Consider the following 14,146-nt stretch of genomic DNA (forward strand, 5'->3'; position numbering starts at 1 on the left):
GCGGGCCCGCTTTCGTGTGGGTGAGAGGATTTCTGGGTGAGTGACGAAGTGGAGCCCGGCTACGTTCGGGTGCGGCTGGATCTCTCCTACGACGGGAGCGAGTTCTCCGGGTGGGCCAAGCAGGCCGGGGGGCGGCGGACCGTGCAGGGGGAGATCGAGGACGCGTTGCGGACCGTCACGCGGTCGCCGCAGTCGTACGAGCTGACCGTGGCGGGGCGTACCGATGCCGGCGTGCACGCGCGGGGGCAGGTCGCCCATGTCGATCTGCCGCGTGAGGTGTGGGCCGAGCACCACGTGAAGCTGCTCAAGCGGCTCGCGGGACGGCTGCCGAGGGATGTGCGGGTCTGGGCGCTGCGCGAGGCGCCCAGGGGCTTCAACGCCCGGTTCTCGGCGGTCTGGCGGCGGTACGCCTACCGGGTCACCGACAACCCCGGCGGCGTCGACCCGCTGCTGCGGGGGCACGTGCTGTGGCACGACTGGCCGCTCGACGTGGACGCCATGAACGAGGCCGCCCGCGGACTGCTGGGGGAGTACGACTTCGCGGCCTACTGCAAGAAGCGGGAGGGCGCCACGACGATCCGGACCCTCCAGGAACTGAGCCTGGTGCGCGGCGAGGACGGGATCGTCACCGCCACCGTGCGGGCCGACGCCTTCTGCCACAACATGGTGCGCTCGCTCATCGGGGCGCTGCTGTTCGTCGGCGACGGGCACCGGACGCCCGACTGGCCGGCGAAGGTGCTCGCCGCCGGTGTACGGGACTCGGCGGTGCACGTCGTACGGCCGCACGGGCTGACGCTCGAGGAGGTCGGCTACCCGGCCGACGAGCTGCTGGGGGCCCGGAACAAGGAGGCGCGCAACAAGCGGTCGCTGCCGGGAGCAGGCTGCTGCTGACGGGTGCCGGCGGGCGGGTGTCGGTGCCGGCGGGCGGCGTCAGCCCTCCGCCGCCGCCGACGCCTGGGCCTCGCCGCGCCGGCGGATCTGCCGGAAGGCGAACTCGGCGAGGTCGTCGCCGGCCCGGAACACGCCGGTGGACTTCTCGGTGACGTCCTTGGTGCCCGTGAAACCGGCCACGGTGAAGTAGGCGTAGCGGCCGTAGGAGTTGGTGGTGGAGCGGCAGACGGCACCGGTGCAGAAGGACTTGACGCCGCCGCCGGACAGAGAGCGCACGATGCTCTTCTTGTCGGCCTGCTTCTTGGCCTTGGCGGCCTGCGCCTCGGTGTCGAAGACGGCCACGCCGACCGTCACGGCGGTGTCGCCCTTGGTGTACGTGACGCGGATCAGCCGCGTGCAGTCATTGGCGTCGAGGACCTTCGGCAGGGTGCCCTGGGCGGCGGAGCCGCAGGTGCGGGTGTCGGCCGTCGGGCCCTTCTTGTAGACCGTCTCGCCCATGGTCAGCTGGGTGCCGGGGAAGAGCAGGTCCGGGCTGAGCGGGGCCTTGTCCTTCTTGGCGCTGGAGACGAAGTCCTTCGGGTCCAGCGGCGGCGGGGCGCTGGTCGGCGCGAAGGACGGCTCGGTGGCCGTCGAGCTGGGTATGTCCGCAGTCGTGGGGAGCTGCGAGGAGCCGCCGCCGGATGCCTGGTCGGAGCCGTTCGCCGAGACCACGGCCACGGCGACGGCACTGGCTATCGCCACGGTGGCCAGCGCGCCGCCGCCGATGAAGAACAGCCGGCGCCGCTTGGCACGGGCCTCGGAGGCCTCGGCGAGAGCGGCCCAGTCCGGCGTGTTGTCAGTGTTCCCGCTGTTCCAGGGCTGCTGCGACTGCTGAGACTGCGGCTGCTGCGATTGCGGTTTCCAGGGATCCCACTGCGACTGAGGTCCCCCCTGCCCAAAGCTCATGGGGCGCATCTTAGACGGGCCGAGAGGCGTGCTGGTGCGCGTCCCCGGGCCTCGCAGGGCCTAGCGTTCCGTTCATGCGGACGGGCAAAAGCGACATCTCCGGGTGGTTGGTGCGACCGGCGGGACGGCACCTGTGGGCGGTGCTCGTGACGGTGCTGGCGGCGTCCGCCGCACACGCGGCCCGTGTGACCTCGGACGGCGGGATGGACAACGCGATCGTCGTGCGGGCCGCGCGCACCTGGCTGGCCGGTGGCTCCCCCTATGACGATCCCCACTTCCTCTATCTGCCGAGCGCGGTCCTGGCCGCCGTTCCGCAGGCGCTGCTGCCCGGGGCCGTGCTGCGGGTGCTGGTGCCGTGCGCGGTGACGGTCCTGCTGACGCTGGCCTGGGCGTGTGCGCTGCGGCTGCACCGCGTGCCGCTCGGCAGCCGGCTCGCGGCCCTCGGGCTCACGGGTCTCGCGCTGGGCTTCGCACCGTTCGGACACCTGGTGCGGCTCGGCAACTGGACGGTGACGGCGACGGTGGCGCTTCCGCTGGCCCTGCTGCTGGCCAGCCGGGGCCGGTGGACGGCGGCGGGCGCGGTGATCGGCGCGGCCGTGGCGCTCAAGCCGCTGCTCGCGCCGGTCGTCCTGCTCTTCGTCTTCGCCGGGCGGTGGCGGGCGCTGGCGGCGGCCGTCCTGGTGCCCGCGCTGGCCTCCGCCGCGGCGGCGCTGGCGATGCCCGACCCGGCCGGCTTCTTCACCCGCACCCTGCCCTTCCTGCTGCACGGCGACGACGGCTTCGTACGGCTCTACGAGGCGTCCCCGGCGGCCGTACTGCCCCGGCTCGGGGTGCCGCCGGCGCTCGCGCAGGGGCTCGCGGTGGCGGCGGCCTCGGCCGGGGTGCTCTGCGCGTACCGGCGCTGGCGCCGCGCCGACCCCGGTCCGCTGCGGCTCGCGGAGACCGGCGCGGGTCTGATGCTCTCGGCGTTCCTCGTCTCCCGGCCGTCCTACGACCACTACCTCCTGGTCGCCCTGCCGCTGCTGCTCGCCGGGCTGCCGTACGCCGGGTCGGTGGCCCGGGGGGCGTGGTTCTGGATCGCCCTGGTGCCCCAGGTACCGGGGCTGGCCTGGCCCTGGCTGGAGTCGGAGCGGCGGCGGGCCTTCCGGGACGCCTTCACGCTGTGCGTGCTGGCGGTGACGGTCGCCAGGCAGGCCAGGACGGGAGTGCCGGGCACGGACGATCATGCGGGCGCCGGGCGCGCACCGGAGCCGGTGCCGGAACCCGCGCGGGCTCCGGCGACCCCGTTTTGACCCGGCCGCCGAACCCCGGGTATTCTGCTCAGTCGTATGTGTATTGGCTTGCTCATTCTCACGTGAGGGGCCCTTACACCGGTCCACCGGGACCGATGACCAGCGACCTGCACGCGGTATGCGTCACCGCAGTGCGGTCAGGGCTGTCGTGATCGTCTTCGGTGACCATGTCAGGACCACTCACTGAAGAAGCGAAGGCTACGAACCGTGCGTACGTACAGCCCCAAGCCCGGCGATGTGACGCGCCAGTGGCACGTCATCGACGCCCAGGACGTAGTCCTGGGTCGTCTGGCCACCACTGCGGCCTCCATCCTGCGCGGCAAGCACAAGCCGATCTACGCGCCCCACGTCGACACCGGTGACTTCGTCATCATCATCAACGCCGACAAGGTGCACCTCTCCGGCAACAAGCGGACCCAGAAGATGGCGTACCGCCACTCCGGCTACCCGGGCGGTCTGCGCTCGGTGCGCTACGACGAGCTGCTCGACAAGAACCCGGAGAAGGCCGTCGAGAAGGCCATCAAGGGCATGCTCCCGAAGAACTCCCTGGGCCGTCAGATGCTCTCGAAGCTGAAGGTCTACAAGGGTGACCAGCACCCGCACGGCGCGCAGCAGCCGCAGCCGTTCGAGATCACCCAGGTCGCGCAGTAGTTCCGGCCACCCTTTAAGACTGAAGAGAATCTGAGGAGCATCGTGGCCGAGACCACCCCCGAGACGACTCCCGAGCAGCCGCTCGAAGAGCTCGACATCGACAGCTACACCACCGAGTCCGAGGTGCCCGTCGAGGGCGAGTACACCTCGGAGTCCATGGCGTCCGCGTTCGGCGAGCCCCAGCCGGCCGCCGGCCTGGGCCGTCGCAAGAACGCCATCGCCCGCGTCCGGATCGTCCCGGGCACCGGCAAGTGGAAGGTCAACGGGCGCACGCTCGAGGACTACTTCCCGAACAAGGTGCACCAGCAGGAAGTCAACGAGCCCTTCAAGGTGCTCGAGCTGGACAACCGCTACGACGTCATCGCCCGCATCTCCGGCGGCGGCGTCTCCGGTCAGGCCGGTGCGCTCCGTCTCGGTGTCGCCCGCGCGCTGAACGAGGCCGACGTGGACAACAACCGCGGCGCGCTCAAGAAGGCCGGTTACCTCAAGCGTGACGACCGTGCGGTCGAGCGCAAGAAGGCCGGTCTGAAGAAGGCCCGCAAGGCTCCGCAGTACAGCAAGCGCTAAGCCGCGCCTGCCTGTACTCCGAACGCCCCGGCGGCACGCCACTGTGCTGCCGGGGCGTTCGTTTATCCCAGCCGTTGGGCGTATAACGGCACAAGACGTTCAGACGTTCAGACGCTCAGAGGTTCAAAAGCCGAGAGGTTCAAAAGCTCAAAGGCTTGTGTGATCGGATGGCCGGACGGTGCGTTGCGACGCGTGTCCGTGACCACGGGAGCCGACTGCGTGGGCCGCACTCATCGGCAGCCGCTTCCGGAATTGACGTTTCCTCAGGAGGACAAGTGGGACGACTCTTCGGCACGGACGGCGTGCGCGGTGTCGCCAACGCGGATCTGACGGCCGAGCTGGCGCTGGGCCTCTCCGTCGCCGCGGCGCACGTACTGGCCGAGGCGGGCACCTTCGCCGGGCACCGGGCGACCGCGGTGGTCGGACGGGACCCGCGCGCCTCCGGGGAGTTCCTGGAGGCCGCGGTGGTCGCGGGCCTGGCCAGCGCCGGCGTGGACGTGCTGCGGGTCGGCGTGCTGCCGACGCCCGCGGTGGCCCACCTCACCGGCGCGCTCGGCGCCGACCTCGGCGTGATGCTGTCCGCGAGCCACAACGCCATGCCCGACAACGGCATCAAGTTCTTCGCCCGCGGCGGCCACAAGCTCGCCGACGAGCTGGAGAACCGCATCGAGTCCGTCTACGCCGATCACCGCACCGGCGCCCCCTGGGACCGCCCGACCGGCGCCGGCGTCGGCCGCGTCCGCGACTACGACGAGGGGCTCGACCAGTACGTCGCCCACCTCGTCGGCGTGCTCCCGAACCGCCTCGACGGACTGAAGATCGTCCTCGACGAGGCGCACGGCGCGGCCTCCCGGGTCTCGCCGGAGGCGTTCGCGCGGGCCGGCGCCGAACTGATCACCATCGGCGCGGTCCCGGACGGCCTCAACATCAACGACGGCTGCGGCTCCACCCACCTCGACCTGCTCAAGGCCGCCGTCGTCGAGCACGGCGCCGACCTCGGCATCGCCCACGACGGCGACGCCGACCGCTGCCTGGCCGTGGACCACACCGGCGCGGAGGTGGACGGCGACCAGATCCTCGCCGTGCTCGCGCTGGCGATGCGGGAGCGCGAGGCGCTGCGGTCCGACACCGTCGTGGCGACCGTCATGTCCAACCTGGGCTTCAAGCTCGCCATGGAGCGCGAGGGCATCCGGTTCGTGCAGACGGGCGTCGGCGACCGGTACGTCCTGGAGGAGATGAAGGAGCACGGCTACGCCCTCGGCGGCGAGCAGTCCGGCCACGTCATCATCCTCGACCACGCCACCACCGGCGACGGCACGCTGACCGGCCTGATGCTGGCGGCGCGGGTCGCGCAGACCGGCCGTACGCTGCGGGACCTCGCGTCCGTGATGGAGCGGCTGCCGCAGGTGCTGGTCAATGTGCCGGACGTGGACAAGTCGCGGGTGACGAGCTCTGCCGAGCTGGCGACCGCCGTGGCCGAGGCGGAGCGGGAGCTGGGCAGCACCGGGCGGGTGCTGTTGCGGTCCTCCGGAACGGAGCCGCTCGTGCGGGTCATGGTGGAGGCCGCGGACATCGAGCAGGCTCGGTCTGTTGCCGGGCGGCTGGCCGATGTCGTGAAGTCTGCGTTGGGGTAGTTTCCTGCGCCGAGTACGGGGTGGGGGTGCTGTGTGATGCGGGGTGCGGCGCCGTCGTGGCTGGTCGCGCCCGCGCGGCGGAGCCGCACATCAGCAGAGCCCCGCGCCCCTAGGTTGGTGCCCTTACCCCGAGTTGTCAGGTTTGGTCAGTCGGTTGCGTTGGGTTGACCAGAGTGCCTTCTGGGCCAGCAGGGTCAGGGTTCCGGCGACGACGATGCCTGCCAGGTTGAGCAGGAGCTGTTCGCTGGAGCCCACTGTCTGCTTCGTGTCGCCGAAGCTCAGGGCGACGGCCGCGTTGGCGGCCGCCGGGACCGTGGTGACGGAGATGGCGACGCCGACCAGGGCGCCGGACTTCGCCGAGGTCAGCGAGAGCGTGCCCGCGATGCCGGCGAGGATCGCGACCACGAAGGAGAAGGCGTCGGGGGCGTAGACGAAGCCGGTGTTGGGGCGGTCGCCCTCCAGTTTGCCCTCGCTGAACAGGTCGAACGCGGACATGATCCAGCTGAAGCCCACCGTCACCGCCATCGCCACCGCGAAGCCCACCAGCAGGGCGATCAGTGAGCGCAGCGCCAGGCGCGGGGCCCGTTGGACGATCGCCGTGCAGATCCCGGCCAGGGGGCCGAACTCCGGTCCGACCGCCATCGCGCCCACGATCAGGACCGCGTTGTCGAGGACGACACCGCAGGCCGCGATCATCGTGGCGAGCGTGATGAAGGCGACGTAGGTGATGGAGAGGGTCGACTCCTCGTGGGTCGCCTCCTCCAACTGCTCCCACAGCACCGCGTCGGCGGCCTCGCCGGGTGCGTCCCGCTCCGCCTTGTCGGCGCGCTCGGACAGCGACAGATCGATGTTCTCGGCGGTGATGGCGCCGCAGCTGTCCATGCCCAACGCCCGCAGGCCGTTGATGAGTTCGTCCCCGGCCTCGCGGGCCACGTCGCACATGACGACGTCGCCCTCGGGGTCGCGGGCGACGCCCGGCAGCACGACGAGGTGGGTGGTGCCGACCGTGCGGTCGATCAGGTGGACCACCTCGTCGGTGCGGTCGGCCGGGGTGATCACGCGCAGACGCAGCATCCGGTAGTTCTACCGTCCGGCGACGGCTCCCGTCACAACTCGCACCGCCTACAGCTTGCGCAGGCTCAGGCGCTGCACCTTGTGGTCGGGGCCCTTGCGCAGCACCAGGGTGGCCCGGCCCCGGGTGGGGGCCACGTTCTCCACCAGGTTGGCCTTGTTGATGGTGCGCCAGGTGGTGCGGGCGTAGTCGAGGGCCTCCTCCTCCGAGACCTGCGTGTACTTGCGGAAGTACGAGGACGGGTTCTGGAAGGCGGTCTCGCGCAGCTTCTTGAAGCGGTTGAGGTACCAGCGCTCGATGTCCTCGGTACGGGCGTCCACGTACACGCTGAAGTCGAAGTAGTCGGCCAGTCCGACCCTGGTGCGGCCGTCCTTGCCGGGCAGCGCGGGCTGGAGCACGTTGAGCCCCTCGACGATCAGGATGTCGGGGCGGCGGACGACGAGTTTCTGGTCCGGGACGATGTCGTAGATCAGGTGGGAGTAGACCGGAGCGGTGACCTCCGCCTTGCCCGCCTTGATGTCGGCGACGAAGCGGGTCAGGGCCCGGCGCTCGTACGACTCGGGGAAACCCTTCCGCGACATCAGGCCACGCGCCTCCAGCTCCCGCGTCGGCAGCAGGAAGCCGTCGGTCGTGACCAGTTCCACGCGCGGATGCTCGGGCCAGCGGGAGAGCAGCGCCTGGAGCAGCCGGGCGACGGTGGACTTGCCGACCGCGACCGAGCCGGCGACCCCTATGACGAAGGGGGTGCCGGACTGGGAGCCCTGCTCGCCGAGGAAGGTGTTCAGCGCACTGCGCAGGCCGTCGGTGGCGCCGACGTAGAGGTTGAGGAGCCGGGAGAGCGGGAGGTAGATGTCCCGCACCTCGTCGAGGTCGATGACGTCGCCGAGGCCGCGCAGCTTCTCGACCTCCTCGGCGGTCAGCGGCAGCGGCGTCTTGTCGCGCAGCGCGCTCCACTCGGGGCGGGTGAGGTCGACGTAGGGAGTCGCCTCCGGCCGGGACCGGTGGGCGCTCCGGGGAATCGAGGGGACCGGAGAGATCACAGTCCATTGTTAACGGAGTTTGAACGGGGCGGCAGGTGGGCTGCGTCACGCCGGCGGGTCCGCAGTGGCGACGCGGCCGTCGAGGTCACGGTCGGGTACCGGATGGCTGGTTATCGATCACCTGTGTGATTGCCATGTGTACGGTGCACAAAACCCAGCGGAGCCCGTCACGGATCTCGACATGCCCCGACAACGCTCGACATCCTGCGACACGGGCCGCCCCGACGAAAGAGTGCCGACGTGAGATCGACCGCTGTCCGCCGCACCGCCCTCGCGGCGTCCGCCGCCGCCCTGGTCCTGCTCGTCACCGCCTGTGGCGGGTCGTCCGACGACGACAGCGCGGCCGGTGACGACAAGGCCAAGGCGGACCGGTCCGCCCCCGCGGGCGACGCGGACCGGTCCGCCCCCGCGGGCAAGGCGCTGACCGCCGCCGAACTGGAGAAGGTCGCCCTCGCCCAGGCCGACGTCAAGAACGGCGAGGTCACCACCGAACTGCCCGCGGAGGACGAGGTCGCGAAGGACCAGATCTCGGCGGACGACAAGACCTGCCTGCCGCTCGTGCACGTTCAGGCCGCGGTGGCCCAGGGCGAGTCGGCAGCGGACGTGCAGCGTTCCTGGCAGGGCCAGACGGAGGCGCCCTCCGAGAGCAAGGGCCCGGACGGCCAGGACATGACCACCATCAACGTGAACCAGATCATGCTGAACGTCGCCTCCTACGAGGACGGCGGCGCCGAGCAGGCGCTGGCGGCGCTCAACACGGCCGCCGAGAAGTGCGCGGGCGGCTTCGAAGCCACTGTGGGCAGCGACAAGATGCGGGTCACCAAGGTGAGCGAGACGGACGCCCCCAAGGGCGGTGACGAGGGACTCGCCGTCGACCTCGGTGTGGCCACCGGCAAGGACAAGAGCGGGCTCATGAAGATCGTCGCGGTCCGCAAGGGATCCACGCTCGCCACCTTCGGTGTCGTCAACCTCTCCTCCGTGATGACCGGCGCGGACTTCGACGTCCCCACGGAGGTCATCGACGCACAGGTCGCCAAGCTGGGCTGACGCACCGGTACCCGCGGGCGGCGTTCGTACCCCGGTGGGAATTTCCGATTTCGGGCACGGAAAGCCCGCTTCGTGACCGCTTCACGGCGGATCCTGCTCGTAGGCTGCCGCTTATGTGCGGAATCGTGGGATACGTAGGGTCTCAGTCGGCGCTCGATGTCGTGATGGCCGGACTGAAGCGGCTCGAATACCGGGGATACGACTCGGCGGGCGTCGCCGTGCTCGCGGACGGCGGCCTCGCCACCGCCAAGCGCGCCGGCAAGCTCGTCAACCTCGACAAGGAACTGTCCGAACACCCGCTGCCGTCCGCCACGACCGGCATCGGCCACACCCGGTGGGCCACCCACGGCGGGCCCACCGACGCCAACGCCCACCCGCACCTCGACAACGCGGGCCGGGTGGCCGTGGTCCACAACGGCATCATCGAGAACTTCGCGCCCCTGCGCGCCGAACTGGCGGAACGCGGGCACGAACTGCCCTCCGAGACCGACACCGAGGTCGTCGCCCACCTGCTCGCCGAGGAGTTCTCCGCCTGCGCCGACCTCGCCGAGGCGATGCGGCTGGTGTGCCGGCGGCTGGAGGGCGCGTTCACGCTGGTCGCGGTGCACACGGACGCGCCGGACGTGGTGGTCGGCGCCCGCCGCAACTCGCCGCTCGTGGTGGGAGTGGGGGAGGGGGAGTACTTCCTCGCCTCGGACGTGGCGGCCTTCATCGCCCACACCCGGGACGCCGTCGAGCTGGGCCAGGACCAGGTCGTCGAACTGCGCCGGGACGGCGTGCGGGTCACCGCCTTCGACGGCAGCCCGGCGGACGTCCGCTCCTACCACGTCGACTGGGACGCCTCGGCCGCCGAGAAGGCCGGCTACGCCTCCTTCATGCTCAAGGAGATCGCCGAGCAGCCGAAGGCCGTCGCCGACACCCTCCTCGGCCGCATCGACGGCTCCGGCACACTGAGCCTGGACGAGGTGCGCATCGCGCCGGGTGTACTCCGGGAGGTCGACAAGGTCGTCGTCGTCGCGTGCGGTACGGCCTTCCACGCCGGCCTGATCGCCAAGTACGCCATCGAGCACTGGACGCGGATCCCCTGCGAGGTGGAGCTGGCCAGCGAGTTCCGCTACCGCGACCCGATCCTCGACCAGCAGACCCTGGTCGTCGCGATCTCCCAGTCCGGCGAGACCATGGACACCCTCATGGCGCTGCGCCACGCCCGCGAACAGGGCGCCAGGGTGCTGGCCATCTGCAACACCAACGGCTCGACGATCCCCCGCGAGTCCGACGCGGTGCTCTACACGCACGCGGGCCCCGAGGTCGCCGTCGCCTCCACCAAGGCCTTCCTCACCCAGCTCGTGGCCTGCTACCTGGTCGCCCTGTACCTGGGCCAGGTGCGCGGCACGAAGTACGGCGACGAGATCCGCGACGTCGTCCGCGACCTCTCCCGGATCTCCGGCGCGGTCGAACAGGTCCTCGGGACCATGGAGCCGGTACGGGAACTCGCCCGCTCCCTCGCCCACAAGAACACGGTGCTGTTCCTGGGCCGGCACGTCGGCCACCCCGTCGCCCTCGAAGGCGCCCTCAAGCTCAAGGAGTTGGCGTACATGCACGCCGAGGGCTTCGCGGCGGGCGAGCTGAAGCACGGGCCGATCGCGCTGATCGAGGAGGACCTGCCGGTCGTCGTGGTCGTCCCGTCCCCGCGCGGGCGCTCGGTCCTCCACGACAAGATCGTGTCCAACATCCAGGAGATCCGGGCCCGGGGCGCCCGCACCATCGTCATCGCCGAGGAGGGCGACGAGGCGGTCGTCCCCTACGCCGACCACCTCGTCCGCGTCCCGGTCACCCCGACGCTGCTGCAACCGCTGGTGGCCACGGTGCCGTTGCAGGTCTTCGCCTGCGAACTGGCGACGGCCCGGGGCAACGAGGTGGACCAGCCGCGCAACCTGGCGAAGTCGGTGACGGTGGAGTAGGCCCTCGGCTCAGCGGCCACCGGTGCCGGGCAGCACGGTCACGAGCCGGAAGCGTTCCAGGACCGCGGGCGTCGCGTCGTCCACCGTGAACTCCGGGTCGCCCAGGGCCGCGCGCATCTCCTCGCCGTGCCAGAACCGCTCGTGGCCCGCACGCCACTCGGCCACGCTCGTGTACCCCTCGCCCTCGTCGACCGCGTGGGCGAGGTCCACCTCCGCCAGCGGGACGACGCGTACGCCGGTCACCTCGATGACGGCGACGGGAAGCTCACGCGAGTCGACGACCACCTCGCGGCGCCCGACCTCCGGCAGCGGCTCGCCCTCGTGCTCGTAGTCGACGACGAGTCCGGTCGTGGAGGTCTTCGAGCCGTCGAGGACCGCCGCGACGAGCTGGTCGCGCAGGGGGCCGGGGAAGGCGAACTCGGCCTTGGGGAGCGAGCCGAGGGCTGCGGGGGTCGGGTTCGCGTCGGTGGCCACGCGGCCACACTACTGGCGTGGATGCGGGCCGGCGTGCCGGGGCGGGGGCCCGGATCGGCCACTTCGTCCCGGCAACACGCCGACCCGAGCCTCGTTTTGGCGGGACGATACGTCCAGTCGTCCCCTGCACACGCAGCGCGCGGCGTCGAGCACGTCAGTCCCCCCGCACGTTCCGCCACGCGCGGGGAATCGCCCCCGCCACGTCGTGCGCCCCCGCCGGCGCCCCCTGCGACGCGAACCGGCCCGCCAGCCCGTGGAGGTACGCCGCCGCGCTCCCCGCGTCCAGCGCCGGCAGTCCGGTCGCCAGCAGGGAGCCCGCGAGGCCGGACAGCACGTCTCCGCTTCCGGCCGTGGCCAGCCATGACGTGCCCGTCGCGTTGACCCGGACCGGGCCCCCGTCCGGCGCGGCCACCAGCGTCGTCGAGCCCTTCAGCAGCACCGTCGCCCCGTACCGCGCCGCCAGTTCGCGCACCGAGGTCAGTCGCGCGCCCTCGACCTCCTCCCGGCTCACCCCGAGCAGCGCCGCCGCCTCCCCGGCGTGCGGGGTCATCAGCGTCGGTGCCGTGCGCGCCCGTACCGCGTCCGCGTCGGCCAGCCGCAGGCCGTCCGCGTCGATCAGTACCGGCACCTGGGCCGCCAGCACCTCCGCCACCGTCGCCGCGTCGTCACCGGCCCCCGGTCCGACGACCCAGGCCTGGACCCGCCCCGCCCGCTTCGGGCCCCGGTCGGACACCAGCGTCTCCGGGAAGCGGGCGATCACCGCGTCCCCGGCCGGACCGACGTAGCGCACCGCCCCCGCCCCGCCTCGCAGCGCGCCCGCGACGGCGAGTACGGCCGCGCCCGGGTAGCGGGCCGACCCGGCGGCGATGCCGACGACTCCGCGCCGGTACTTGTCGCTCTCGGCCGCGGGCACCGGCAGCAGCCGCGCCACGTCCGCGTGCTGCAGGGCCTCCAGTTCGGCCGCCTCGGCGGGCAGGGGCAGGCCGATGTCCACCAGGCGCACCGCACCGGTGTACTCCCGCGCCGGATCGATCAGCAGCCCCGGCTTGTGCGTCCCGAACGTCACCGTCAGGTCGGCCCGGATCACGTCCCCACGCACCTGCCCGGTGTCCGCGTCGACACCGCTCGGCAGGTCGACGGCGACGACGGTGGCCCGTGAGCGCGCGGCCGCGTCCGCCAGCGGCACCGCCGCCTCCCGCAGGCCGCCCTTGCCGCCGATCCCGACGATGCCGTCGAGGACCAGATCGGCCCGCGCGATCCGTTCCAACGCCGAAGCCGAAGCCGAAGCCGAAGCCGGAGCCGCAGCCGCGTCGGTCTCCAGCGTCCGGCCGCCCGCCCGCCGCAGCGCCGCCAGGCCCGCGCCGTGCGCCCGCTCCGGCGCGAGCAGCACCGCCGTCACGCCCGCGCCCCGCCGGGCCAGCCGCGCGCCCGCGTACAGGGCGTCGCCGCCGTTGTCCCCGCTGCCGACCAGCAGCACCACCCGGCTGCCGTAGACCCGCCCGGCCACCCGGCCCAGCACCTCCGCGCAGGCGGCGGCCAGCCCGGCCGCGGCCCGTTGCATCAGCGCCCCCTCCGGCAGCCGTGCCATCAGCTCCCGTTCGGCGTTCCTGACCGTCTCCACGCTGTACGCAGTCCGCATGCCGTCGAGTCTTCCCCGTACGCCCGGAACACGCACGGCCCGTCGTACTCCGGGTTCCGGGATGGGGGACAGTTGTCCCATGAGCGGCGGCGACGACGAGACGGCACAGGTGATGACCTCGCTCGGGGCACGCCTGCGTGCCATCCGGCAGGCCCGCGGGCTCACCCTGGCCCAGCTCACCGCCGCCACCGGCATCTCCGTGAGCACCCTGTCCCGGCTGGAGTCGGGGCGGCGCGAGCCGGGGCTGCGGCACCTGCTGCCGCTGGCCAGGGCCCACCGGCTGCCACTGGACGAACTCGTCGGCTCGCGGACCGGCGACCCCCGCGTCCACCCCCGCCCCTTCACCCGGCACGGACAGACGTGGGTCCCGCTCACCCGGAACCCGAACGACGGCCTGCACGCCTACAAGCAGATCCTCCCCGCCCCGGCCACCCCGCGGACCGAGTGGACGCCACGTCCGGAACAGGGATCGCACGAGGGCCACGAGTGGCTCTACGTCCTCTCCGGCCGCCTGCTCCTCGCCCTGGGCGACCACGACCTCGTCCTGGCGGCCGGCGAGACGGCGGAGTTCGACACCCGCGTCCCGCACGGCATCGCCAACGCGGGGGACCAGCCCGTCGAGTGGATCGCCCTGTACGGCGCGCAGGGCGAGCGCATGCACATCCGGGTCCGGCCGACCGCGGACCGACCCCCCGGGCCTTAGGGGGTGTCGTTTGGATCCTGCCGGGGTCGCGGGGTCTGGCACGCACTTCCCCGCTGCCTTAAGGGCGTGGGAGGGGCCCCAGGCGTTGTCGTCGGTCGCCGACTCCCCCACGCTCGCTCGCGCGGGGGGACCCCCATCGCGGCGACTCCCTCCTCCGCCCCGCAGCCGCACGCACCAGACCCCGCCCGGGTCGGCAACACCACACCGTTGCCTGGAGCCGGCCTGATCCG

At 72.0% G+C, this 14,146-nt stretch carries 13 protein-coding genes; 8 read left to right on the forward strand and 5 right to left on the reverse strand.

The features are described 5' to 3' along the window. Window positions 1–36 precede the first annotated feature (36 nt). Window positions 37–891, forward strand: a complete 855-nt coding sequence (gene truA, locus ACGH7X_RS23515; protein ID WP_399887612.1) for a tRNA pseudouridine(38-40) synthase TruA — start codon at window positions 37–39, stop codon at window positions 889–891. A 39-nt stretch (window positions 892–930) separates the two neighbouring features. Here the strand turns inward: truA and ACGH7X_RS23520 are convergent, their stop codons facing one another. After that, window positions 931–1,836 (reverse strand): hypothetical protein, encoded by a 906-nt coding sequence (locus ACGH7X_RS23520; protein WP_399887614.1) that lies wholly within the window; start codon window positions 1,834–1,836, stop codon window positions 931–933. A gap of 74 nt (window positions 1,837–1,910) precedes the next feature. Here ACGH7X_RS23520 and ACGH7X_RS23525 point away from each other — a divergent pair, with 74 nt between their 5' ends. The 4 genes from ACGH7X_RS23525 (at window position 1,911) to glmM (ending at window position 5,980) form a co-directional block, all read left to right on the forward strand. Further along, window positions 1,911–3,128 (forward strand): glycosyltransferase 87 family protein, encoded by a 1,218-nt coding sequence (locus tag ACGH7X_RS23525; protein ID WP_399887616.1) that lies wholly within the window; start codon window positions 1,911–1,913, stop codon window positions 3,126–3,128. A 207-nt stretch (window positions 3,129–3,335) separates the two neighbouring features. Beyond that, a complete protein-coding gene (rplM, locus tag ACGH7X_RS23530; RefSeq protein WP_003974239.1) occupies window positions 3,336–3,779 on the forward strand; it encodes a 50S ribosomal protein L13 in 444 nt (147 codons plus the stop codon). Between the two features lie 42 nt (window positions 3,780–3,821). Continuing rightward, entirely contained in the window at window positions 3,822–4,346 is a 525-nt protein-coding gene (gene rpsI / locus ACGH7X_RS23535; RefSeq protein WP_153178381.1) for a 30S ribosomal protein S9, read from the forward strand. A gap of 275 nt (window positions 4,347–4,621) precedes the next feature. Beyond that, window positions 4,622–5,980 carry a phosphoglucosamine mutase gene (glmM, locus tag ACGH7X_RS23540; RefSeq protein ID WP_399887618.1) on the forward strand — a complete coding sequence of 453 codons (1,359 nt, stop codon included), beginning with the start codon at window positions 4,622–4,624 and terminating at the stop codon, window positions 5,978–5,980. 123 nt (window positions 5,981–6,103) lie between these two features. On the opposite strand, the gene ACGH7X_RS23545 is transcribed toward glmM, so the two are convergent. Together ACGH7X_RS23545 and coaA are read right to left on the reverse strand one after the other, a co-directional pair. Further along, window positions 6,104–7,054 carry a DUF389 domain-containing protein gene (locus ACGH7X_RS23545; RefSeq protein WP_399887620.1) on the reverse strand — a complete coding sequence of 317 codons (951 nt, stop codon included), beginning with the start codon at window positions 7,052–7,054 and terminating at the stop codon, window positions 6,104–6,106. A gap of 48 nt (window positions 7,055–7,102) precedes the next feature. Beyond that, a complete protein-coding gene (gene coaA / locus ACGH7X_RS23550; protein ID WP_399887622.1) occupies window positions 7,103–8,092 on the reverse strand; it encodes a type I pantothenate kinase in 990 nt (329 codons plus the stop codon). Between the two features lie 240 nt (window positions 8,093–8,332). Between coaA and ACGH7X_RS23555 the strand changes: the two genes are divergently transcribed. Then, complete coding sequence (locus tag ACGH7X_RS23555; RefSeq protein ID WP_399887624.1) at window positions 8,333–9,139, forward strand: hypothetical protein; 807 nt, start codon at window positions 8,333–8,335, stop codon at window positions 9,137–9,139. Window positions 9,140–9,252: 113 nt separating this feature from the next. Further along, window positions 9,253–11,100, forward strand: coding sequence for a glutamine--fructose-6-phosphate transaminase (isomerizing) (gene glmS / locus ACGH7X_RS23560; protein WP_399887626.1), 1,848 nt, complete (start codon window positions 9,253–9,255; stop codon window positions 11,098–11,100). Window positions 11,101–11,109: 9 nt separating this feature from the next. Here the strand turns inward: glmS and ACGH7X_RS23565 are convergent, their stop codons facing one another. Both ACGH7X_RS23565 and ACGH7X_RS23570 read right to left on the reverse strand, forming a co-directional pair. Next, complete coding sequence (locus ACGH7X_RS23565; protein ID WP_399887628.1) at window positions 11,110–11,574, reverse strand: ASCH domain-containing protein; 465 nt, start codon at window positions 11,572–11,574, stop codon at window positions 11,110–11,112. Between the two features lie 154 nt (window positions 11,575–11,728). After that, window positions 11,729–13,213, reverse strand: a complete 1,485-nt coding sequence (locus tag ACGH7X_RS23570; protein ID WP_399887630.1) for an NAD(P)H-hydrate dehydratase — start codon at window positions 13,211–13,213, stop codon at window positions 11,729–11,731. A gap of 79 nt (window positions 13,214–13,292) precedes the next feature. Between ACGH7X_RS23570 and ACGH7X_RS23575 the strand changes: the two genes are divergently transcribed. Next, window positions 13,293–13,916: a helix-turn-helix domain-containing protein gene (locus ACGH7X_RS23575; RefSeq protein ID WP_399887632.1), complete on the forward strand. Its 624-nt coding sequence runs from the start codon at window positions 13,293–13,295 to the stop codon at window positions 13,914–13,916. The last annotated feature ends 230 nt before the right edge of the window (window positions 13,917–14,146 follow it).

The organism is Streptomyces sp. BBFR51 (assembly GCF_044591655.1).
GTDB lineage: Bacteria > Actinomycetota > Actinomycetes > Streptomycetales > Streptomycetaceae > Streptomyces.

Coding starts and splice junctions, on each gene's coding strand:
- ACGH7X_RS23545 (WP_399887620.1), bottom strand. CDS start 7,054: ATGCTGCGTCTGCGCGTGATCACCCCGGCCGACCGCACCGACGAGGTG.
- ACGH7X_RS23570 (WP_399887630.1), bottom strand. CDS start 13,213: ATGCGGACTGCGTACAGCGTGGAGACGGTCAGGAACGCCGAACGGGAG.
- glmS (WP_399887626.1), top strand. CDS start 9,253: ATGTGCGGAATCGTGGGATACGTAGGGTCTCAGTCGGCGCTCGATGTC.
- ACGH7X_RS23520 (WP_399887614.1), bottom strand. CDS start 1,836: ATGAGCTTTGGGCAGGGGGGACCTCAGTCGCAGTGGGATCCCTGGAAA.
- ACGH7X_RS23575 (WP_399887632.1), top strand. CDS start 13,293: ATGAGCGGCGGCGACGACGAGACGGCACAGGTGATGACCTCGCTCGGG.
- ACGH7X_RS23525 (WP_399887616.1), top strand. CDS start 1,911: ATGCGGACGGGCAAAAGCGACATCTCCGGGTGGTTGGTGCGACCGGCG.